This window comes from Brevundimonas aveniformis DSM 17977, assembly GCF_000428765.1.
GTDB classification, from domain to species: Bacteria; Pseudomonadota; Alphaproteobacteria; order Caulobacterales; family Caulobacteraceae; genus Brevundimonas; species Brevundimonas aveniformis.
On record NZ_AUAO01000003.1, the window covers coordinates 508005 to 530291 of the forward strand.

Here is a 22287-nt window from a genome sequence, read left to right on the forward strand (position 1 = left end):
GGGCTGTTGGGGGCCTACGCCATTGGCGTCTTCCCCATGGCCGAGGGTCGCGACGACCCCGTGCTGTTCTTTGTGGATCCCGCCCTGCGCGGGATCATCCCGCTTGAGGCCCTGACCCTTCCGCGACGGCTGGGCCGCACCGTTCGGTCCGATCATTTCGAGGTGCGTGTCGATACGGCCTTCGAGGCGGTGCTGGATGCCTGTGCCGCCCCTGGGGTCGGTGATCGCAGCGATACCTGGATCAACCCGGAAATCCGCCGCCTCTATCTCGAGCTACATGCCGCCGGCTTCGCTCACAGCGTCGAATGCTGGCGCGAAGGGCACCTCGCGGGAGGGCTGTATGGCGTCGCCCTGGGGGCCGCCTTCTTTGGGGAAAGCATGGTGTCCTTCGAGCGCGATGCCTCCAAGGTCGCGCTGGTCCACCTGATCGCCCGGCTTCGGATCGGTGGATACCGGCTGCTGGACGCGCAGTTCCTCACGCCCCACCTGACCAGCCTCGGGGCCATCGAAATCACACGCGATGACTATCAGCGGCGACTACGGAGCGCCGTTGAGCTGGATGCCGATTTCGGGCGGATGCCCTATGCGTCTGATGGGGCCTCAGCCTGGCAGGAAACAACCCAGGCATCATAGAGCGGATGCTCCAGCGGGCTCAGCGCCGGCGACGAAGCAAACATCCAACCCTGATAAACCCGCCGCGGCTCCACAGCTCCGTCGCGCGCGCGCGGCTGCGAGAAGATTTCCAGATAGGCGACCGAATCCGGCATCGGCTCGTCGGCCGCCGTCCGCTCGCAGGCCCGCACACGGAAGACCAGACCGCGCCAGCGGCGCTGTTGACCGACCGGCACTGCAAAACGGATGGACACGGCGGTCACCTTGTCCAGCGCCTGGATGATCGCGACCCCCTGACGTGGGCGCGACAAGGGGTCGGCCAGTTCCGGCATCGGATTACCAACCGGCATGCCGCCATCAACGCGCGGAGCCGGTGTGGCGGGAGCTGCCGCCGCATTTTCTGCAGGTGCCTCGTCCTCGCTGACAGCGTCGGGCGTAACCGGCGGCGGCGTCGCCGGAGCCTGAGGTTGCGGCGGCGGGATCACCGCCCCGATGGGATCGGCCGGGGGAATCGGAGCCGGTGTCGCCGTCGCTAGGCCGGCGGCTGCGATGGCGGCAAGCGCGCTGATCGTGAACCAGCGGGCGCGCTTCATTCCGGGCTCCATGCCTCATAGTCACCGGTCGCCGCCGGACGCTCTCCGGTGCGGGCCAGCGATCCCGGCGGACGCCAGGCCATCGGCGTGCCCGTCAGGTTGGGCAGATAGTCCTTTTCCCAGGCTCGCCGCGGCAGCGGGGCCTCGGTCGGGGGCTCGTCAAAGGTGTAGTGAAGCCAGCCGTGCCAGTCCGGCGAGACCTTGGACGCCTCGGCATAGCCGTTGAACACGACCCAACGGCGCTTGCGCCCGTCGTAGCTGATGTTGTCGCGGCTCTCGTAATAGATGTTGCCGAATTCGTCCTCTCCGACCTTGCGGCCGCGCTTGGCGATCGTGAAACGGGTTCCGATTGTGGCACCGTTCCACCAGGTGAGCAGAGACTTGAACACGGGCATTTCCGATTGACGACGAACCCGCAACTTATAGAGCGCGTGTCGGGTGGCGTCCATGGCCAGCCCTACATCAGGACAGGCAACATCTTGTGGGTTATTCGCCGCGCAACCCCCATATCTATTGGCGTGAGCGAATCGGGGGGCTAAACTCCTGTCAACTGTGACGGAGGCACGACTTGCGGCTCGAATCCCGCTTCGCCGTATCGGAACGACAGCCGGCCCTGACGGGTCGCCTGATCGAGCGTGCCGGGGAATGGATCCGGGTCACCGCGCCCACCGACTGGACAACAGCGCGGATCGACGCCTGGCTCGACTGGGCCGATGGCCTGCCCACGGACTATCCGGCACAATCTACGCCTCGGCTACCCAGCCCGGATGCCCCGCTCAACGGGGCGCTGTTCCGATATGCCCATCGGCTCGCGGCCTGGGGACGTGCCACGGGGGCGCTCCAGGACGAAGCCAGCGCCACCGCCTTTGTCGACGAGATAACCGCCACCCTGTTGCTCGGCATGGCCGCTCCCGGCGGGCTGTGTCAGGACGGCTACAGAATTCACCCGACGGCCGACGACCAGCTAGGCCCGGCAACTGACGCAGCCCCCGGTTCGCTCGCGGCCCCTGACCTCGAGCGCCAGCTCGACACGCGCCGGCACGCGCGCCTGTCCACCGGCCTGACTGCGGTGGCCCAGGCCCGTCTCGAAGCGGTGTTTGCCGCGACGCTACGCTGCGACGGCGCGACCTCCAGCTGTCGCGACCCGAACCAGAACTCCAGCCTGGCACGGACCATTCGCGCTGCCCAGGACGCCGGACTGGACGACGCGGCGATCCAGCTGGCGCTCAATGGCTCCATCGACGCAGCCCAGGCGGCCAACGAATGGCTCGTGCTGGCCGAACGGGCCGAAGTCGCCGCCGGCTCCCGCCCTGCCCAGCTTGTTGCCGAGGCACCCGGTCTGCGGCTGGCCTTCTCGCCGGTCGATGCCGAGGCCGTCCTGCTGGCGGAAGCGGCCCCGATTGTCGGTCTGGATGCTCGCCAGATTGACCTGGTCGACCTGGTGGCGCTGGCCCGTGTCTGGACCCTCGCCCTGGAAATCGAATCCGCCTGCGGCTTCTGCGCATCCGGCCTGCTGGCGCGTCGCCGACATGACGCCCGGCCGCTGGCGCTTGTCCTTTGCGGCCTCGGAGATCGAATGCGCGCCGAAGGGCTCGCCTACGACAGTGATGCGGCACGCCTCCAGGCTGCGACCTGGGTTGCCACTCTGGATTCAGCGGCCCTGATCGCCTCCGCCGAACTAGCCTCACAGGTGTCGCCCTGTCGCGACTGGGCCGCAGAAGGCCCCGCTGCGCTTTCGAGCCTGGATCGCAAGCGCCTTGCTGCTGATCGGATCGACCCGACGGCGGCGAAACTCTACGCCCGCGCCCTGAAGCTCGCGCGCAAGTCAGGCCTGCGGAACCTCCAGGTCACCGCACTGGACATCGATGCGGAAACGCGACTGCGGCTGGCCATGCCCAGTGACGGCATCCAGCCTGCGTCTGGCTTGACCGGCGTGGTCGAGACGTCGGACGGCGAGGTTGAGCGCGTGCTCCATCCAGACGTAGCGCGTGCGCTCCATATGCTGGACGCTGATGTCGAGGCCGCCGAGCGGCACCTGCTGGGACGCCGCACACTCGCCGACGCTCCAGGCATCGACCTTGAAGGGCTGCGGGCCTTTGGCTTCACGGACATCGAACTGAAGTCCATCGAGATGGAGTTGGACCAAGCCTCGAACCTGGCGGAGGCCTTTTCCCCTTCGGTGCTCGGGGCCGGTTTCGTCGAGGATGCTCTTGGCGTCGAAGCTGAGCTGGCGGGACAGGCCGGATTCTGTCTGTTGAGCCATCTCGGTGTGCCGAGCCACCAGATCGAACAGGCTGCCGACTATGCGCTGGGGGCCTCCGACCTGACGGAATGGAGCGGGCTGACCGACGCCATTTCCGCCGCCCTCGCCCCCCCAGGGCTGGAGGCCGAACTGGCGTTGACCACCGCCGTCGAGATCTTCTCGGGGGCACCTCGCCGCCTCACGCTTTACGCCGGTTGGGACGCCGCCACCGATGACCTCACCCGTCTGCAATCGACGGCGGCCCTGGCTGGAATCCGAGCCGTCCGGGTCGAGCGGGCATCGCCCCCCGACGGACTGGTGCTTTTCGACCTGAACCAGCCCGAGACGCACGCACCCGCGACCGTCGAGCCCGCGCCGAGGCGCGCCGAAAGCCTGCCCGCCCAGCGGCCTCAGCGCCGCAAGCTGCCGGACCGCCGCAAGGGCTATATTCAGAAAGCCGCCGTCGGAGGACACAAGGTCTATCTGCACACCGGTGAGTACGAGGACGGCGAGATCGGGGAAATCTTCATCGACATGCACAAGGAAGGTGCCGCCTTCCGAAGCCTGATGAACAATTTCGCCATCTCAGTCTCGATCGGGCTTCAGTACGGCGTGCCGCTGGAGGAATTTGTCGACGCCTTCGTCTACACCCGGTTCGAGCCATCGGGCGCGGTCACCGGCAATGACTCCATCCGCTCGGCGACGTCCATTCTCGACTATGTGTTTCGTGAGCTGGCTGTCAGCTACCAGGGGCGTTCCGACCTGGCCAATGCCCGACCGACACTGCCGACAGATGATGGCCTCGATCCCGATGCGGAAGAAGCCCCTACCCCAGCCACACGCTTCATCTCGAAGGGTCTGATGCGGGGGGGGGCCCCTGACAATCTTGTCGTAGTCCCGTTCGGGCGGCGCGATACGGATGCCGAGGCCGCCTCCTTCAGCCAGCCGCCCGTCGCTGATGTTTGCCCGGCCTGTGGCGATGCCGCGCTTCAGATGAAAGGCGGGGCCTTCGTCTGTGACACGTGCGGCATTGCTCCCACCGAAGCGGACCTGTCGACCAGCCAGGCCTGAATCTTGCATGGTAAATCGGGTCACGGAGCCCTCACCATGCGCACTCTCCTGTTTGCCGCCGCCCTGATCAGCCTGGCGGCGCCCGCCGCCGCCCAGAATGCCGGCCAAATTGCCTCGGCCCAACGGGGCGCGTCCTGCCCGGGTTGCAATCTCTTTCAGGCGGACCTGACGGGCGTGGAGGCGCGCGGGCGCAACTTTTCCGGGGCGCGTCTGCGCCAGGCCTGGTTGACCGCCTCGGTGCTCAATGCCGCCAATTTCTCACGCGCCGATCTGCGCGACGTGGATGCCTATGGCGGTGTCTTTTCCCAGGCCAGCTTCAGTGGTGCGAACCTGACCAACTCATCGTGGGTCGGGGCCTATCTTGAGGGGGCCAACTTCAGTGGTGCTGACCTTACGGGGGCCAATTTCTCCGGTGCCCAGATGCGCGGCGCGCGGGGTCTTACTCAACGCCAGTTGAATGCCGCGTGCGGCGACGGCTCCACCGAGCTGCCGGGATCTCTGTCCATCCCAAGCTGCTGAGTGCCGGACCTTACCGCGATTTAAGTGGTTCCGGCCCGCCAAATGAATGACATGGGGCCCATGACGGTCTTTGAGCGCCCCTTCCTGCGACTGGCACCTGCTGCAACTGCAGCGGCCCTGGCGGTGTTCGGAGCCTCGACGGCCGTGGCCGCCAGCCAGATCGGATTTCAGGATCGTGACGTCTCTCGCGTGATTTCGATCAGCGGTTCATGCGTGCGTTGCGAGCTGTCGGGTCGTCGCCTGGCGGGGGCCAATTTTGTCGGGGCCAACTTCACCCAGGCCACTCTGGTCGGATCAGATTTGCGGGGAGCCAATGTCGTTGGCTCCAATTTTTCCGAGACGAACCTGACCCGGGCCGACCTTCGTGGGGCCGAACTGGTCGGAAGCCGGTTTTCGGGTGCCGCCCTGGTTCAGGCCAGGCTGGACGGGGTTGAGGCTCGCGGGGCTGATTTCAGCAATGCTGATCTTTCACGCGCCAACCTCTCGGGTGCTGAGCTCCTCGGAGCCCGCCTGCGCCGCGCGCGCGCGGTCGATGCCAATTTCGCCGGAGCGGAAATGTCCGCCGCCGAACTGGTCTATGGCGACTTTTCAGGTGCCGATTTCGAGGGTGCCGAACTGAACAGTGCGCGCTTGACCGGAGGGCGCTTCACCCGTGCTGATTTCACCGACGCGGAATTGCTTCGGGCCGATCTGCGCGGTGCTGATCTGTCACAAGCCCGCGGCCTCACCCAGTCCCAGATCAACTCAGCCTGTTCGGACAGTTCAACGCGCCTGCCGGATGGCCTGACGGCTCGCAGCTGTGGCGGTGGTCGAGGGGGTGCGCCGCGCCCGGTCGCTCCACCCCGACCGTTCTTCACCGTCGTGGCGACTGACGTCGACTAGATTCAATCGACGTTCAAAGATCCGTCATTCCCGGCCTTGTGCCGGGAACCCATCACCTCGTTGAATATCCAGTCGTTCTGATGTCGGAACAGCCGCCATCGTCTTGCCCGGCCGGTGGTGATGGATGGCCGGGACAAGCCCGACCATGACGAGTGTGTTTGTATTTAAACTAATAATCGATCTGAATGTCGATTAGACCTAGACCTTGATCGGCGGGACTGTGCGAATGTGCACGTCCTTGAGCTGACGCTCCTCGGCTCGCGTCGGCGCATTCATCAGCAAATCTTCGCCCTGCTGATTCAGCGGGAAGGCAATGACTTCGCGAATGGCGGTTTCGCCGGCCAGCAGCATGACGATGCGGTCGATGCCGGGGGCCAGGCCACCATGCGGCGGTGCGCCGTAACGGAAGGCGTTGAGCATGCCGCCGAATTGATCCTCGACGACCGAGGCATCATAGCCGGCGATGTTGAAGGCCTTGAGCATGATCTCGGCCTTGTGGTTTCGGATCGCCCCCGAGCACAGCTCATAGCCGTTGCAGACAATGTCGTACTGATAGGCGCGGATGGTCAGCGGATCCTGCGTCTCCAGGGCCTCCAGACCGCCCTGCGGCATCGAGAACGGGTTGTGCGAGAAGTCGACCTTCTTCTCCTCCTCCGACCACTCGAACATCGGGAAGTCGACGATCCAGCAGAACTTGAACTGGTTCTCGTCGATCAGCTTCAGCTCGGTGCCGACCCGGGTGCGGGCCAGACCTGCGAACTTGGCGAACGCCGCTGGATTGCCCGCCGTGAAGAAGGCAGCGTCGCCCTGACCCAGACCCAGCGAGGCCATCAGAGCCTCGGTCGGCTCCTGTCCCAAGTTCTTGGCGATGGGGCCGCCCCAGGCATTCTGGTCGTCGGACCAGAAGATGTAGCCGAGGCCCGGCTGGCCTTCGCCCTGGGCCCAGGAGTTCATGCGGTCGCAGAAGGCGCGGCTGCCCCCGGTCGGGGCCGGGATGGCCCAGACCGCGTTCTTGTCGTCCGCCCCCAGGATCTTGGCGAACAGACCGAAGCCGCCGTCACGGAAGTGGTCCGAAACGACCTGCATCTTGATCGGGTTTCGCGTGTCCGGCTTGTCGGTGCCGTACCAGGCCATCGACTGCGCAAACGTCAGGCGCTCGAAGCCGGCATGCTCGAACGACTGCCTGAAGTCATTGGTGAAGGTGTGCGTGCTGGTGATCGACGAGACGGGCTTGCCGTCTGCAAACTCTTCGAAGACGCCATGCATGACGGGTTCGATGGCCGCGAAGACATCCTCCTGGGTCACGAAGCTCATCTCGACGTCGAGTTGGTAGAATTCCAGCGAGCGGTCCGCGCGCAGGTCCTCGTCCCGGAAACAGGGAGCGATCTGGAAATAGCGGTCGAAGCCTGAAACCATCAGCAGCTGTTTAAATTGCTGAGGGGCCTGCGGCAGGGCGTAGAACTTCTCGGGGTGCAGACGCGACGGGACCAGAAAGTCGCGCGCGCCTTCGGGCGATGAGGCTGTCAGGATCGGGGTTTGATACTCAAGGAAGCCCTGATCGACCATGCGGCGGCGGATCGACGAAATCACCTTTGAGCGCAGGACGATGTTCTTGTGCAGGCGCTCGCGCCGCAGATCGAGGAAGCGGTTCGCCAGGCGGATTTCCTCGGGGTACTCCTGATCGCCAAAGACCGGCATCGGCAGTTCGGCGGCCTCTGACAGCACCTCGACGCCCGTGACGCGCACCTCGACCTCGCCGGTCGGCAAGTTGGGGTTGATGGTTCCGGCCTCGCGCAGAACCACCTCGCCATCGACACAGATGACGCTTTCGGCGCGCAGGCGCTCGACAACCGCAAATCCCGGAGACTCCGGATGCAGGACCAACTGGGTCAGGCCGTAGTGGTCGCGCAGATCGACGAACAACAGGCCGCCGTGGTCGCGCTTGCGATGGACCCACCCGGACAGACGGACGTTCGATCCGGCATCGGAGGATCGCAGATCACCGCAGGTGTGGGTACGATAGGCGTGCATGGCTGTCATTTCGGCTGGTTCTGAGGGGCCGTCCGGCCCCGAATTCGGGAGGCGCGTAAAGGGCCTGATCCCCCGGCAAAGTCAAGGCTGGACCCCACGAGCCCCCTGGGCTTTCCAGAACACAACCGCCCTCCCTTACCGTGCACCTGGCCCCGTCGCTGAACCTCGTGAGGCAGGCATGACGCTCACCGAATTGTCGGGCATGATGACGACCGCACTGAAGCCGGGAGCCCGCCATGGCAACCTTCGCCATCGGAGATCACGTCAGTTGGAACTCTGAGGCCGGACGGGTCAGCGGTCGCATCGTCCGGATTCGCGAGGCGGATTTCGCCTACAAGGGCTACACGCACCATGCGACGCCCGACGACCCTCAGTATGAGATCAAGAGCGACAAGACCGATCACGTTGCCGCTCACAAGGGTGCGGCTCTGACGCTGATCCCCTGATGGCGAAAGGATTCGCCACTATCGGCCATTCGGACCGAACCGTCGAAACCATCGAAGAGATGCTGGTCGGCACCGGGATCGAATTGCTGGTCGATGTCCGAAGTTTCCCGCGATCTCGGCACAATCCGGCGTTCAACATCGATACCCTTCCGGCCCGGCTGAAGGCGCTCGACATCGACTACGTTCACATGGCCGATCTGGGTGGACGCCGACCTCGCCAGCCGGAGGTGCCCGAAGCGGTCAATGCCCTGTGGCAGGTACAGGCGTTTCACAACTATGCCGACTATGCTCTCGGCCCGGTCTACGGCGCGGCCTTCGACCAGCTAAGCCGGCTTGGGAACACGCGGCGGGTGGCCCTGATGTGCGCCGAGGCCATGTGGTGGCGCTGCCACCGGCGCATCATAGCCGACTATCTGATGCTGAACGGCCAGGCGGTTGCCCACCTGATGGAGCCGGGCAAGAGCGTTCAGGCCAGCCCGACACTCGGGGCGATGTTGAGGCCCGATGGCAAGGTGATCTATCCGCCGACAGAAACGGACCGTCAGCCTGCTGGATCGTAGTTGAGGATCGGCGAGAGCCAGCGTTCCATGACGGCCAGGTCCATGCCCTTGCGCGCGGCATAGTCCTCGACCTGATCGCGGTCGATCTTGCCGACGCCGAAATAGTGGCTGCCGGGATGGCCGAAATAGAGGCCACTGACCGACGCGGGCGGGGTCATGGCGAAGCTCTCGGTCAGGGCCATACCGGCGTTCTCGCCCGCGTTCAGCAGGCGGAACAGGGTGGCCTTTTCGGTGTGGTCCGGCTGCGCCGGATAGCCGGGGGCCGGGCGGATGCCCTGGTATTTTTCGGCGATCAGATCGTCGATGGTGGTCTGTTCGTCCGCGGCATAGCCCCACAGTTCGGTGCGGACCTTCTTGTGCAGAGCTTCGGCGAAGGCTTCGGCCAGGCGGTCAGCGAGCGCGGTCGAGAGGATGGCGGAATAGTCGTCGCCCGTCGCCTTGAACTCGGCTGCCTTTTCCAGCTCGCCGTGGCCGGCGGTGACGGCGAAGGCGCCGATGTAATCCGGGCCGTCCTCTGACACGAAGTCGCTCATGGCCAGGTTGGGCTTGCCGTTGGCCTTCTTGATCTGTTGGCGCAGGGTGTGGAACCGGGCCAGCTCCTCGGTGCGGCCCTCGTCCGTCCAGACGACGATGTCGTCGCCGACCGCATTGGCGGGCCAGAAACCCACGACGCCACGGGCCGTGAACCACTTTTCCGCGATGATCCGTTTCAGCATTTCTTGCGCGTCGCCGAACAGGTCGCGGGCGGCCTCGCCCACCACCTCGTCCTCAAGGATCAGCGGATAACGGCCGATCAGCTCCCAGCTGGCGAAGAAGGGCGTCCAGTCGATGTGGTCGGCGAGGTCCTGGAGATCCCAGCTGCTGAAGGTACGCACGCCCAGGAACGACGGCGCGGGGGCCGGGGTCTGATCGTCCTCCGACCGCCAGCGGTTGTCGCGGGCGTCGGCGAGGGTGGCGCGGGCCTTGGTTTCCTGGCTGCGGGCGTATTGTTCGCGGATCTTGACGTAGTCGGCTCGCGTGGCGGCCTCGTTCTTCTCGCGATCGGTGGGCGAGAGCAGGCCGGCGACGACGCCGACGGCGCGCGAGGCGTCGATGACATAGGTGGTGGAGCCGCGTTTATAGGCCGGTTCGACCTTGACGGCGGTGTGGGTGCGGCTGGTGGTGGCCCCGCCGATCAACAGCGGAATGTCAAAGCCGCGCCGCTCCATCTCGGAGGCGACGAAGACCATCTCATCGAGGCTGGGCGTGATCAGGCCCGACAGGCCGATGATGTTGCAGTTGTTGGTGACGGCCTCATCCAGAATGCGGTCGGCCGGGACCATGACGCCCAGGTCCACGACCTCATAGTTGTTACATTGCAGGACCACGCCGACGATGTTCTTGCCGATGTCGTGGACGTCGCCCTTGACCGTGGCCATCAGAATCTTGCCGTTCGAGGTGCGCGGCTGACCTTCCTTTTCGGCCTCCATGAAGGGTTCGAGATAGGCGACCGCTTGCTTCATCACCCGGGCAGACTTGACCACCTGCGGCAGGAACATCTTGCCCGAGCCGAACAGGTCGCCGACCACGTTCATGCCGTCCATCAGGGGGCCTTCGATGACGTGGAGCGGGCGTTCGCAGGCCGCCCTCGCCTCCTCCGTATCGGCCTCGATGAACTCGGTGATGCCGTGAACCAGGGCGTGCTCGATCCGCTTGGCCACGGGAGCTTCGCGCCAGGTCAAGTCGACGACGCGGGCGGCGCCTTTCTCGCCCTTGTAGTCCGGGGCCATGTCGACCAGGCGCTCGGTATTGGAGACATTGGTGCGCTGGGGCCGGTTGAGGATGACATCCTCGACGGCCTCCCTCAGCTTCGGGTCGATGTCGTCATAGACCGGCAGATCGCCCGCATTGACGATACCCATGTCCATGCCGGCGTTGATGGCGTGATAGAGGAACACGCTGTGGATGGCGCGGCGCACCGGCTCATTGCCACGGAAGCTGAACGAGACGTTCGACACGCCGCCCGAGACGCGGGCGTAGGGCAAGGTCTGTTTGATCACCCGCGTCGCCTCGATGAAGTCGACGGCGTAGTTGTCGTGCTCCTCGATCCCGGTGGCCACGGCGAAGATGTTGGGGTCGAAGATGATGTCCTCGGGCGGGAAGCCGACCTCATTGACCAGGATGTTGTAGGCGCGGGTGCAGATCTCGATCTTGCGGGCGGCGGTGTCGGCCTGACCCACCTCGTCAAAGGCCATGACCACCACGGCGGCACCGTAGCGCAGGCATTTGACCGCCTGTTCGCGGAACTCGGCCTCTCCGGCTTTCATCGAGATGGAGTTGACGATGGGCTTGCCCTGAACGCACTTCAGGCCCGCCTCAATGACCTCCCATTTGGACGAGTCGATCATCACCGGCACGCGGGCGATGTCCGGCTCGGCGGCGATCAGATTGAGGAAGGTCCGCATGGCGACGACGCCGTCCAGCAGACCTTCGTCCATGTTGATGTCGATGACGGCGGCCCCTGCCTCGACCTGCTGACGCGCGACATCGAGCGCAGCGGCATAGTCGCCCGCCACCACCAGCTTGCGAAACCTGGCCGAGCCGGTGACGTTGGTGCGTTCACCGACGTTGATGAAGGTGGGACGCATTTTACTTGAGGGCCCAAACTTTTGAACGCCGATAGGCTTTCTGCTTCGTCTCCAGAAGCGACGTGATTTCTTGATGTCGCTTGGGTCGGTCTGGATCGTCGAAAATCTCGAACCCACACCCAGCCTTCCATGAGTGCGGAACCGCTGCCAAGGCCTCGAAGAAACTACACGCCTCGGTCTGTCCCCTGAGCATTCGCTTCTTTGCCACCGACACGAAGGCTTCAGAAGCAGACAGCGCTAACTTCTTGCCCTTTGGCCCGTAGTAGCTGAGCGCAAAAGGCCCGTGGATGTTGTCGTGAGTGTAAATCAACCAGTTCGCATAAATTTCTATGGGAAGCAGGCCGGCGCGGAACATCTCCCACTGGTTGATTTGGAGATTCCAATACTGGCTGTAGAAATTGTAGATCGCTTCAATGTTAACTGATCGATCCCCGTGGTCAAAACGGGAGTTGAGCATTCTTCGAAGTTCAGAAATCACCCTAAACCGTTCGGTGAAATCGAGAAAAACTTCGAACGCAGCTTCTCGCCGCGTGCCTTGGAGTTGCTGAACGATTTGCCAGCCGGCCACAATGACCGCCAGCAAGGCGATTGGCATCGAGAAGGTCGTTGCCACGTTGGCCGCGTCTGACCAGTCATTCACTGCAAGAAAGCGACAGGTCATCACGCCACCAGCTCGAACGGTTCCAGCCCTGACAACCGCATCGCTACAGGCCGTTCCGGGATCGCGCGCGGCGTGACGCCCGCAACTTCCTCGGCCACATGGCGGATGTGATCCGGCGTGGTGCCGCAGCAGCCGCCGACGATGTTGACGAGGCCGGACCTGGCCCATTCCTCCAGGAAGTGGGCGGTCTCGTGCGGCTGTTCGTCATACTGGCCCATGGCGTTGGGCAGGCCGGCGTTGGGGTAGGCACTCACCAGCGTATCGGCGACACGGCTCAGGTCGGCGATGTGTGGACGCATCAGCTCGGCCCCCAGCGCACAGTTGAAGCCGACGGCGAACGGCTTGGCGTGGCGGATGGAGTTCCAGAAGGCCTCGGCCGTCTGACCCGACAGGGTGCGGCCCGACCGGTCGGTGATGGTGCCCGAGATCCACAGCGGCAGGGGATCATACCCCTCATCTTCCAGGTCCAGGATGGCCTTGATCGCGGCCTTGGCGTTCAGGGTGTCGAAGACGGTCTCGACCAGGAACAGGTCGACGCCACCTTCATGCAGGGCGCGGGCCTGCTGCTTGTAGGCGTCATAGACCTCGTCAAAGGAAACCGCGCGGTAGCCGGGATCATTGACGTCCGGGCTGATGGACAAGGTGCGGTTGGTCGGCCCCATGGCCCCGGCGACAAAGCGCGGCTTGTGCGGCTCCTTCTCGGTCCAGCGATCGGCCACCGCGCGGGCGATCCGGGCCCCTTCGAAGTTCAGATCATTGACCGCATCCTCCAGCCCATAGTCGGCCTGGGCGATCGTCGTGGCGGAAAAGGTATTGGTCTCGGTGATGTCGGCGCCGGCGGCGAAGTAGGCGTCGTGCAGGCTGGTGACCAGGTCCGGCCGGGTCAGGATCAGGAGGTCGTTGTTGCCCTTCTGGGGATGATTGTGCGCGGCGAACCGCTCTCCCCGGAAGTCTTCTTCCGACAGATCCTCGCGCTGGATCATCACGCCCCAGGCGCCGTCCAGCACGAGGATGCGCTCGCGGGCGGCGGCCTTCAGGGCGGCGATCCGAGCCTGCCTCGGAGTCGGTTCGGTCATGGCTGGGCGTCTCTGGTCTGCCGCTCCAGACCCGCCTCGAAGGCCTGCCTGAAGGTCTCGGTAATGGCACCAAGGGCCGAGGGATCGACGAAGGCCTCGTCGTCGCCCGCCATCAGGCGCTCGCGGCGTTCAAAGAGATCAGCGATATCAGGATGGTTGGCCAGGACGACGTCGGCCTCGATCTGCGCGAGGCGCTCGAAGGTCTGACGGTAGTCGTCCACGATGTTAGGGTACTCGCTGTTGCCAACCAGAAGGTTGCCCCCGATGGACGCGCTGCAGAAAAAGAGGACCGTCAGGTTCCGGCCTCGATCCTCAACCGGCAGGCTCCAGTTCGTGCATCCGGCCGTGTGCCCTGGCGTGACGATGGCCGTGAGGCGCACACCTCCCAGCTCAACGACCTGCCCATCAGCGACGATCTCATCCACGCGGACCGGCGGGAACCACCAGGTCCCGTAGTTGGTGAGGCCGTGATGCCGACCCCTCTCCAAGGCGCCACGGTCGCCCTCGCTGGCCATGATTCTGGCTCCCGTCACGGCCTGGATCTCTGACAGGCCTCCAGCGTGGTCGAGGTGAGCGTGCGTGTTCAAGAGGATACGAACGTCCGCCGGATCGAATCCCAGATCGCGAATCGACTGGATGATCCGCGGTGCGGACTCGGGCAGACCCCCGTCGATCAAGATGTGTCCTTCGGGCGTCGTGATCAGATAGGCCCCCAGCCCTGCGACACCGACGAAATGTACATTCCCAACAACTGTGAATGGCTGAACGGCGCGATTCCATTCAACGCGGGTGTCCGCTTCAGTTTGGGCAAGGGCGGGTGTGCTCGCGAATAGCAGAACCGTCATCAAGAGAGCGCAGCGGATCAACATTTTTCATCTATCCGGGTCTCGCGCACACCGAGCACCCGACAGATCGCATAGACCAGATCGGCGCGGTTGAGCGTGTAGAAGTGGAAGTCGGAAAAACCTTCTTCCTGGAGGCGGGCGCAGGTCTCGGCGGCGACGGAAGCCGCGAGAAGGCGTCGGGTGTCCGGGTCGTCATCCAGCCCGTCGAAATGGGCCGCCAGCCAGCTCGGCACCGCTGCGCCGCAGGCGCCCGACATCCGCTGCAGGCCCTTGAAATTCGACACCGGCATGATGCCGGGGATTAGCGGGATTTCGATACCGGCGGCGCGGACCTGGTCGCGAAAGCGCAGGAAGGCGTCCATGTCGAAGAAGAACTGGCTGATAGCGCGCGTAGCGCCGGCGTCGACCTTGGCCTTGAGCACATCCAGATCGTGTTCGATCGACGGGCTTTCGGGGTGTTTCTCGGGATAGGCGCCGACGGTGATGTCGAAGCCGCCGACGCGGCTGATGGCGGCGGCCAGCTCGGTGGCGTTGGCATAGCCGTCGGGGCGCGGCTGGTAGACGCCGCCGATGCCTGAACCGCCGGGCGGATCTCCACGCAGGGCGACGATGTGATTGACGCCGGCGGCCTTGTAATCAGCAATGACCTCATCGATCTCGTCGCGGCTGGCCTCGACGCAGGTCAGGTGCGCGGCAGGCTTGAGGTCGGTCTCGGCCAGAATGCGGCTGACGGTGCGGTGCGTACGTTCGCGCGTCGAGCCCCCTGCCCCGTAGGTCACCGAGACGAAGGCGGGATCGAGGGGGGCCAGTCGCTGGATCGCCGCCCACAGATTCTCCTCGGCCTGGTCGGTCTTGGGGGGGAAGAATTCAAACGAGACGCGGACAGGATTTGGGTTGTCCCCGGCCCGGGCGACGGGGCCAAGCGGCGACAGCAACAGGGCGCGAGCTTCGGCTAAAGTAGCCATGTCAGGCGCTCCTTTGCTGGGCGACATCGGGCCGATCGGCGCTCCAGATCGTAACAGTCAGCCCATCGTGATCCGGCGGCAGGGCGATGGATGCCGAACTGATCAGACCCGCATCCGCGACCCAGCGCCCGATCTCGGCATCCGAAAACCCCAGGCGTCGATGCTGATGATCAATTCGCAGGTTCTCATGATCGTGGGGGGCAAAGTCGACGATGAGCAGCCGTCCTCCGGGTGCGACCAGTCGAGCGGCTTCAGCGACGGCCGCCACGGGATCGGTCAGATAGTGCAAAACCTGATGCACGATCACCAGGTCGGCGCTCTCGTCGGGCAGACGGGTTCCAAAGATGTCCCCATGCCGAAGCTCGACCTTTTCGAGGCCGGCCTGGGTCACATTGCGCCGGGCAATGTTCAGCATCTGCTGGCTGAGATCCAGGCCCAAGGCCGAATCGGCCCGCTTGCCCAACAGGGCCAGCATCCGACCAGAGCCGGTTCCAAGGTCGACGATTCGGTTGAACGGGCCGGGTCCGGCCGCCTGATCAATCGCGGCCTCCACGGCGGCCTCCGAGACGTACAGTGACCGGATTTCGTCCCATTGCGGGGCCACGCGCTCGAAGTAGGCCATGGCCTGGGTATCGCGCTCCGCCCTCACCTCGGCCAGTCGCGCCGCATCTCGATCATCTGCGGTGTCTTCCAGCAGATCGAGGATGGCATCCGTCAGATGACGCACCGATCCCGAGGCCGGCAGCCGATAGAAGACCCAGGCCCCATCCGGGAATCGCTCGATCAGTCCCGCCTCAGCCATCAGCTTCAGGTGACGCGACACGCGCGGCTGGCTCTGGTCGAGAATGCGCGCCAGTTCCATCACCGACAGCTCTTCAACCGCCAACAAAGACAGAATGCGCAGCCGCGTCGGCTCGCCGGCGGCACGCAAGGCTTCAACAACAGCGTCGGAACTGAGGCTCATACGTTCATATAAAGATATCTTTATATGATTATTTCAAGCTCAAACTGTCAGGGGGGTCTTCAAAGGCTCACCTGAAAAATGGGCGGTGAGGTTCCCCAGCAGCAGGGCCAGCATGCCCTGGACGGCCTCACGAGTCGCCCCGGCGGTATGGGGCGTCAGCACGGTGTTGGGGACACCGGCCCAACGCTCGGGGTCCGTTGGCTCGACCTCAAAGACGTCCAGGGCGGCCTGGCCCAGACGGCCTGATTGCAAGGCCGCGATCATGGCGGCCTCGTCGATCAACTGACCCCGTGCCACATTGACCAGCAGACCCTGCGGCCCCAAGGCCTCGATGACCGCCTGGGAAATCAGGCCGCGATTGCTGTCGTCGGCCTTGCAGGCCACAACGAGGATGTCGCTGTCTTTCGCCAGATCGAGCAGGCTGTCGACGCGGGGCCATTGAAGCTCCGGCTTGGGGCGCGGCCCCCACCAGGACACGGTCATCCGCAGCGCCTCGCAACGTGGAGCCAACGCCTGTCCGATGCTGCCCATACCGACGATGCCGACCCGTTGGTTGCGCAGCGACTGGGTCAGGATACGAAAATCAGGCGTCCAATGCCCGGCCCGCAATTCACGATCCCCGCGCGGAATCTCCCGCCGGGCCGCCAGGATGAGGCCGAGGGCATGATCCGCGACGTCCTCATGGTTGACCGCCGGCGCATGCGTCACGGCCAGCCCGCGGGCCTGGCACCATTCCACATCGATGCCGTCATGGCCGGCGGTGAAACAGGCAATCAGTCCAAGTCCACTCAGGCTTTCGACCAGGCCCTTGTCGAGCGGATAGGCCCCGTCGACGATCAGGGCTCCGATCTGGCTCGCCGCCTCGGACGGGGGACCTTCCCATAGCCGATAGACGTCATAGCTGCCTTCAAGAAAGCCTCCCAATGGGTGCAGGTGGGACTGAGCGATCAGGACAGCGGGACGGGACATAGCCCTTCTATATCGCCACCCAAGGACGGACACGAGGCCCTCCCGGCCTAGCGGTGAACGGTCAGTCGCGCTAGCGTCCCGCGCATGAAAGCATCCCTGCTCGTCGCGGCCTCGACCGTCGCCCTGATCGCCCTCGCCTCGCCCGCCTCCGCCCAGGAGCACCTGACCCCCGAGCGCGTCTTCGCCAATCCCAGCCTGAACGGCCCAACGGCCCGCGCTGTCACCCTGTCGCCCGACGGCGAACTGGTAGCCTATCTTCTTCCGCGCCAGGATGACGTCGACGTGCTGGACCTGTGGGCCGCACCGGTCGAGGGGGGCGAGCCGTTCCGCCTGGTGGATGCGCGCGCGCTGGTCCCTGATGCCGGCGACCTGTCCGAGGCAGAAGTCGCCCGCCGGGAACGCATGCGGATCAGCCAACGCGGCGTGGTCGAATACGCCTGGGACGACCAGGGCCGGTTTATCCTGACGCCGCTCGAGGGCGACGTTTTCCTGGCCAATCGCGAGGACGGGTCTGTTCGGCGCCTGACCGAAACGGAGGCGGACGAGATCGACGCCAAGGTTTCGCCTCAGGGCAACTATGTCTCATGGGTCCGCGATCAGGATCTGGTGGTCTATGACCTGACCAACAGCCGCGAAATCCCGATCACCTATGACGGCGAAGGGACGACCACCTGGGCCACCGCCGAATTCATCGCCCAGGAAGAAATGGATCGCGACACCGGCTATTGGTGGAGCCCCAACGAACGCTTCATCGCCATGACCCGCGTGGACGAAAGCGGCGTCGATATTATCCCGCGCCTCGACATTCAGGGCTCAGGCGCAACAACGATCGAGCAACGCTATCCTCGCGCGGGTCGACCCAATGCCGTGGTCCAGGTCTGGGTCCACGACATGGACGTGGGCGATCGTCGCCAGGTCGATCTCGGCACGAACGACGACATCTATGTGGCGCGGGTCAATTGGTCCAAGGACAGCCGCACCCTCTATGTCCAACGCCAGTCACGCGATCAGCGGACACTGGAACTGCTGGCGGTCAACCCGCGGACGGGCGAGAGCCGCGTCATCCTGACCGAGACGAATGATCACTGGGTCGACCTGACCCATGACTTCACCCCCCTGAGTGACGGCGGTTTCCTGTGGAGCTCGGACCGGGACGGCAACCTGCATCTGTATCGTTACGCGGCCGACGGCACGCTGATCAATCAGGTGACCCAGGGCGACTGGCCCGTCCGCGGCGTCGAGCGCGTCGACGAAGAGACCGGCCTGGTCTGGTTTGCCGCCTCGATTGACGACCCGACCCAGCAGCACCTCTATGTGACGGCTCTGGACGGCACCGGTGAACCTCAACAGGTCACACATGGCCAGGGTTGGTGGTCGATCGACGTTGGCGAAGGCGGAGTCTTCGTCGGCAACTATTCGGACCCATCAACGCCGCCGAATACGGCCCTTTACGACGCAGGCGGCGAACGGTTGCGCTGGCTTGAGGCCAATGCCCTGGATGAAAGCCATCCCTACTGGCCCTATGTCGGTCGCCACACCACTCCGACCTATGGAACGATCCGGGCCGAGGACGGCTCGGACCTCTGGTACCAGATCCTGACCCCGCCGGACTTTGACCCCACGCACCGCTACCCGGCGATTATCGAGGTCTATGGGGGACCCGGCGTTCAGCGCGTCACCCGCACCTGGCAGTCCCTGGCGTCGCGGCTGTACCTCGAGGCCGGCTATGTCGTCTTCCGCCTCGACAATCGCGGCTCGTCCAATCGCTCGGCAGGTTTCCAGACGGCGCTGGACCGTCACCTCGGTACGGTCGAGGTCGACGATCAGCTCACCGGCCTGGAGTGGCTGCGCAGTCAGCCCTTCGTTGACCCCGAGCGTGTCGGTGTTACCGGCTGGAGCTACGGCGGCTTCATGACCCTGATGATGATGACCGACCCGCGCTTCAATCTCGCGGCCGGGGCCTCGGGGGCTCCCGTGAGCGAGTGGAGCCTGTACGACACCCACTACACCGAACGCTTCATGGGCACGCCGGAAGGAAATGCCGAAGGCTATGCGGCGTCTGATGTGCTGAACCGACTGGAGAATCTCGAAGGTCGCCTGCTGATCATGCACGGCATGGCCGATGACAATGTCATCTTCGAGCACGCCACGCGGGTCATCAACGGTCTTCAGGAACGCTCGCAACCCTTTGAAATGATGCTCTGGCCCGGCCAGCGCCACGGCGTGCGCGGCAACCCGCGTCAGCTGCTGCAATGGCGGACGTGGCTGGACTTCTTCGGGCGAGAGTTGGGTTCCGGGGAGAACTAACCTCCCCGGCCATCTCATAGCTTAGAGCGGCTCGTCGGCGAGGACGTGCGAACCCTCGGCGCGGGCGCGGGCGGTTTGAACCTCGCGCACCGCCGCCTGAACGTCCGGGTCATTGGCCAGCGCCCCCAGGGTGATCAGCGCGCGCGCCGCCTCGGCACCCCCGCCAAAGGCCAGACCGAGCTGCTCCCAGAAACCCTGCTGGGCCGGGAAGCGGCGCAGTTGCACGTCGGCATCCTCGTCGATTTCGGCCAGCACCTTGGCGCGCTGGACTGCCTCGTGGAAACCGCCCAGCTCATCGACCAGACCCAGGCGAAGCGCCTCGCTCCCGGTCCAGACCCGACCGCGCGCGATCTCGCGGACCCGCTCGATCGGCAGCTCACGGCCGCGCGACACACGCTGGATAAAGCCGTCGTAGATCTGATCCATCCAGCCTGAGAAGGCGGCGCGATCCGCCGCCGAAAACTCGTCCGCCGGCGAGAACAGATTGGCCGTCTCGCCACCGACCGACAGCGAGCGAATGTCGACGCCAAACCGAGCCAGCGCCTCCGACAGGACGAATTTGCCACCGAACACGCCGATGGAGCCGGTCAGGGTCGTCGGCTGAGCCACGATGTGGCTGGCTTCCGAGCTGATCCAGTAGCCGCCCGAGGCGGCATAGGCCCCCATCGACACCACGACCGGCTTGCCGGCGGCAACGGCGGCGCGCACTGCGGCCAGGATCTGTTCAGATGCCACATCCGAGCCCCCGGGCGATGAAACGCGGAAGACGATGGCCTTCACGTCCTCATCCTCGATGGCGTCATAGATGGCCTCGGCCGTGCGATCCGAATAGATGGTCGAGGCGTCGCCGAACGGGCTGGCGCTGCCGCCGGTACCGGTAACGATCGGGCCTTCCGCCTCAATCACCGCAATGACGGGTCCGCGATGGCGGCGGGTATCGGGCTGAGCGGCATAGGATGCGAAACTGATGGTTTCGGCGCCCTCTCCGGCGCGGGTCAGGGCGCGCTGTTCGGCCTCTTCGACCTGGCCGAGACGATCAACCAGACCGCGTTCCCGAGCGGCTTCACCCATGGCCGGGCCGGCTTCCAGGGCCTGCTGCAGGACGGCGCGGTCCATGTCGCGGTCACGCGCCGCATTGGCCACGGCGGACAGATAGACCGAGTTCATCCAGCCCAGGGTCGCTTCGCGGTGGGCCGCCGTATAGTCGCTTTGCAGGAAGGGGTTCACGGCATTCTTGAACTCATATCGCTGCTCGAACTGGGGCTCGACCCCATAACGCTCAAAGGCCCGGGCGAAGAAGATCTCTTCGGTCTGGAGGCCGGCGGCCTGAAGCGCGGCATTGCCCTGGAGCCAGAATTCATCGGCAGCAGCCCCGACCATGTAGGACGAGACAACCGCGCCCGACTGCATCATGCCCTGGCTATGGGCGATGACCGGCTTGCCGGCACGGCGGAAACGGCTGATCGCTTGGCGGATCTCATCGGCGGCAGCCGGGCTCATTCCGGCCTCGGGCAGGCGCACGAACAGGGCGCGCACATCGTCATCGTCCTGGGCACGATCCAGCACATCGACAATCCCCATCACCGACAGGCCGGAACCCGAGAACATGGCGAAAGGATTTTGCGGGGCCTGGTCCGTCACGCCCCCCCGAAGGTCCAGCTCGATGACGACAGGGCCGCTCGGTCCGCTGGCGCTTGGCGAGGTTACCGCCGAAACCATGGCCCCCGTCAAAAAGACGACCGGCAACGCCACAAAGATGAGCAGGGCGACGAAGACCGCCGCCACGGTTACCCAGAACTGTTTCATCGGATCGACCACCCCAGAGCCGCAAGCTGCGGCATTCCCGCATCGGGTATAGGGACGCAGTCCTCACCGTCAAATGAAGACGCCGTAAGGGAGAAGGGCCTGGTTGGATCTCAGCCGCCAGGCTCTCCCTCCAGAGGCTACTGGGCGACGTCGTAGACGCCGGTGACGTCGATCCGCACGACCAGTTCGCCACCCTGAACCGGCGTAGAGCCGCCCGCCATGTCCATGGCCTCGGCCCGGGCGTACATGACCGGCGGCTGGGGCGCATAGCCTCCCCCCTCACTCAGGGCCCGAAGACCGACCAGGCGCATACCCGTCGCCTCAGCATAGAGCTGCGCCTTGGCCTGAAGGGCACGGACAGCGGCGCGGCGGGCCTGATCCTCGGCGGCGCGCGGGTCACTCAAGCCGAAGTTGACGCCGTTGATCTGATTGGCCCCGGCGGCCACCACCGCATCGATAGCCCGACCCAGATTGTCCAGGTCATGGACCTGAATCGTCACCTGGTTGGAGGCCTGATAGCCCCTGAGCCGCGGCTGCTCGTTCTGGGGATAGTCGTAGACGGCATTCAGGTTCAGTCCCGAGGTCTGGATGTGACGCTCCTCGATCCCCTGGCGGCGCAGGGCGGCGATGACCTGGTTCATCTGGGCCCGGTTTTGCGCCATGGCGTCCTGGGCCGTCGCGGCCTGCGTCTGCACGCCCGTGGTGATCGTCGCCATGTCGGGCGCGATCCGCACCTCACCAGAGGCCGAAAGGTTGAACGTCGGGCTGGGCTGCATCTGGGCGTGATGATCCGTTAGAGTTTGGGCCTGGGCAACCGCAGGCATGGCGACGGCCAGGGTGAGGGCCAGGGCGGAGGCGCGCAAGAGAGCTTTCATCTGGGTATTCCCTTCGTTGGGGTGATCGACCGCTCGCTGGTCTAGCGGAGCGTTGATGAATGAACGCCCCAACCGTCGATCAGGCTCCGTGCAGCCTGATGGCGCAATCACGGCCCTTTGACGGCGCACATGTCCGCCTGCTACGGGCGAGGACCGCCTCGGCGGGCCCGTAGCTCAATGGTTAGAGCCGACCGCTCATAACGGTCTGGTTGCAGGTTCGAGTCCTGCCGGGCCTA

At 64.9% G+C, this 22287-nt stretch carries 19 protein-coding genes and 1 tRNA gene; 8 read left to right on the forward strand and 12 right to left on the reverse strand.

Annotated elements, in window-relative coordinates; genetic code table 11:
• Positions 1 to 36 precede the first annotated feature (36 nt).
• Positions 37 to 633 carry a leucyl/phenylalanyl-tRNA--protein transferase gene (gene aat, locus G391_RS0111050; protein WP_245572095.1) on the forward strand — a complete coding sequence of 199 codons (597 nt, stop codon included), beginning with the start codon at positions 37 to 39 and terminating at the stop codon, positions 631 to 633.
• On the opposite strand, the gene G391_RS0111055 is transcribed toward aat, so the two are convergent.
• Both G391_RS0111055 and G391_RS0111060 read right to left on the reverse strand, forming a co-directional pair.
• Positions 582 to 1205, reverse strand: coding sequence for a DUF2155 domain-containing protein (locus G391_RS0111055; protein WP_029087573.1), 624 nt, complete (start codon positions 1203 to 1205; stop codon positions 582 to 584). The two genes, aat and G391_RS0111055, sit on opposite strands and share 52 nt — an antisense overlap.
• Positions 1202 to 1600, reverse strand: a complete 399-nt coding sequence (locus G391_RS0111060) for an NADH:ubiquinone oxidoreductase subunit NDUFA12 (RefSeq protein ID WP_211226503.1) — start codon at positions 1598 to 1600, stop codon at positions 1202 to 1204. Before G391_RS0111060 ends, G391_RS0111055 begins: the two co-directional genes overlap by 4 nt.
• Before the next feature lie 173 nt (positions 1601 to 1773).
• Between G391_RS0111060 and G391_RS0111065 the strand changes: the two genes are divergently transcribed.
• From G391_RS0111065 to G391_RS14665, 3 genes are read left to right on the forward strand one after another with little or no spacing between them, the layout of a single operon-like run.
• Positions 1774 to 4518: a TSCPD domain-containing protein gene (locus tag G391_RS0111065; RefSeq protein ID WP_029087575.1), complete on the forward strand. Its 2745-nt coding sequence runs from the start codon at positions 1774 to 1776 to the stop codon at positions 4516 to 4518.
• Between the two features lie 36 nt (positions 4519 to 4554).
• On the forward strand, positions 4555 to 5037 hold the full coding sequence (locus G391_RS0111070) for a pentapeptide repeat-containing protein (protein WP_029087576.1): 483 nt from the start codon (positions 4555 to 4557) through the stop codon (positions 5035 to 5037).
• 51 nt (positions 5038 to 5088) lie between these two features.
• A complete protein-coding gene (locus G391_RS14665; protein WP_051257310.1) occupies positions 5089 to 5919 on the forward strand; it encodes a pentapeptide repeat-containing protein in 831 nt (276 codons plus the stop codon).
• 198 nt (positions 5920 to 6117) lie between these two features.
• Here G391_RS14665 and aspS read toward each other — a convergent pair whose 3' ends face one another.
• Complete coding sequence (aspS, locus tag G391_RS0111080) at positions 6118 to 7959, reverse strand: aspartate--tRNA ligase (protein WP_169719107.1); 1842 nt, start codon at positions 7957 to 7959, stop codon at positions 6118 to 6120.
• Positions 7960 to 8186: 227 nt separating this feature from the next.
• Between aspS and G391_RS0111085 the strand changes: the two genes are divergently transcribed.
• A complete protein-coding gene (locus G391_RS0111085) occupies positions 8187 to 8396 on the forward strand; it encodes a hypervirulence associated TUDOR domain-containing protein (protein ID WP_029087578.1) in 210 nt (69 codons plus the stop codon).
• Positions 8396 to 8956 carry a DUF488 domain-containing protein gene (locus G391_RS0111090; protein WP_035304291.1) on the forward strand — a complete coding sequence of 187 codons (561 nt, stop codon included), beginning with the start codon at positions 8396 to 8398 and terminating at the stop codon, positions 8954 to 8956. The genes G391_RS0111085 and G391_RS0111090 overlap by 1 nt, the downstream gene beginning before the upstream one ends.
• On the opposite strand, the gene metH is transcribed toward G391_RS0111090, so the two are convergent.
• The 7 genes from metH to G391_RS0111125 are packed head-to-tail and all read right to left on the reverse strand — an operon-like array spanning position 8938 to position 17063.
• Positions 8938 to 11583 (reverse strand): methionine synthase, encoded by a 2646-nt coding sequence (gene metH, locus G391_RS0111095; protein WP_029087580.1) that lies wholly within the window; start codon positions 11581 to 11583, stop codon positions 8938 to 8940. The two genes, G391_RS0111090 and metH, sit on opposite strands and share 19 nt — an antisense overlap.
• Position 11584: 1 nt before the next feature.
• Positions 11585 to 12244 (reverse strand): hypothetical protein, encoded by a 660-nt coding sequence (locus tag G391_RS15270; protein WP_029087581.1) that lies wholly within the window; start codon positions 12242 to 12244, stop codon positions 11585 to 11587.
• Entirely contained in the window at positions 12244 to 13320 is a 1077-nt protein-coding gene (locus tag G391_RS0111105; RefSeq protein WP_029087582.1) for a homocysteine S-methyltransferase family protein, read from the reverse strand. The genes G391_RS15270 and G391_RS0111105 overlap by 1 nt, the downstream gene beginning before the upstream one ends.
• Positions 13317 to 14165, reverse strand: coding sequence for a subclass B3 metallo-beta-lactamase (gene bla / locus G391_RS0111110; RefSeq protein WP_029087583.1), 849 nt, complete (start codon positions 14163 to 14165; stop codon positions 13317 to 13319). Before bla ends, G391_RS0111105 begins: the two co-directional genes overlap by 4 nt.
• 17 nt (positions 14166 to 14182) lie before the next feature.
• Entirely contained in the window at positions 14183 to 15130 is a 948-nt protein-coding gene (gene metF, locus G391_RS0111115) for a methylenetetrahydrofolate reductase [NAD(P)H] (RefSeq protein WP_051257312.1), read from the reverse strand.
• A gap of 1 nt (position 15131) precedes the next feature.
• On the reverse strand, positions 15132 to 16094 hold the full coding sequence (locus G391_RS0111120) for an ArsR/SmtB family transcription factor (protein ID WP_029087585.1): 963 nt from the start codon (positions 16092 to 16094) through the stop codon (positions 15132 to 15134).
• Positions 16095 to 16133: 39 nt separating this feature from the next.
• Positions 16134 to 17063 carry a 2-hydroxyacid dehydrogenase gene (locus G391_RS0111125; protein ID WP_029087586.1) on the reverse strand — a complete coding sequence of 310 codons (930 nt, stop codon included), beginning with the start codon at positions 17061 to 17063 and terminating at the stop codon, positions 16134 to 16136.
• An 84-nt stretch (positions 17064 to 17147) separates the two neighbouring features.
• Here G391_RS0111125 and G391_RS0111130 point away from each other — a divergent pair, with 84 nt between their 5' ends.
• Entirely contained in the window at positions 17148 to 19370 is a 2223-nt protein-coding gene (locus tag G391_RS0111130; protein WP_029087587.1) for a S9 family peptidase, read from the forward strand.
• Between the two features lie 21 nt (positions 19371 to 19391).
• Here the strand turns inward: G391_RS0111130 and sppA are convergent, their stop codons facing one another.
• Positions 19392 to 21176: a signal peptide peptidase SppA gene (gene sppA, locus G391_RS0111135; RefSeq protein WP_029087588.1), complete on the reverse strand. Its 1785-nt coding sequence runs from the start codon at positions 21174 to 21176 to the stop codon at positions 19392 to 19394.
• Positions 21177 to 21313: 137 nt separating this feature from the next.
• Entirely contained in the window at positions 21314 to 22051 is a 738-nt protein-coding gene (locus G391_RS0111140; RefSeq protein WP_029087589.1) for an SIMPL domain-containing protein, read from the reverse strand.
• Positions 22052 to 22214: 163 nt separating this feature from the next.
• Here G391_RS0111140 and G391_RS0111145 point away from each other — a divergent pair.
• A tRNA-Ile gene (locus G391_RS0111145) sits at positions 22215 to 22287 on the forward strand.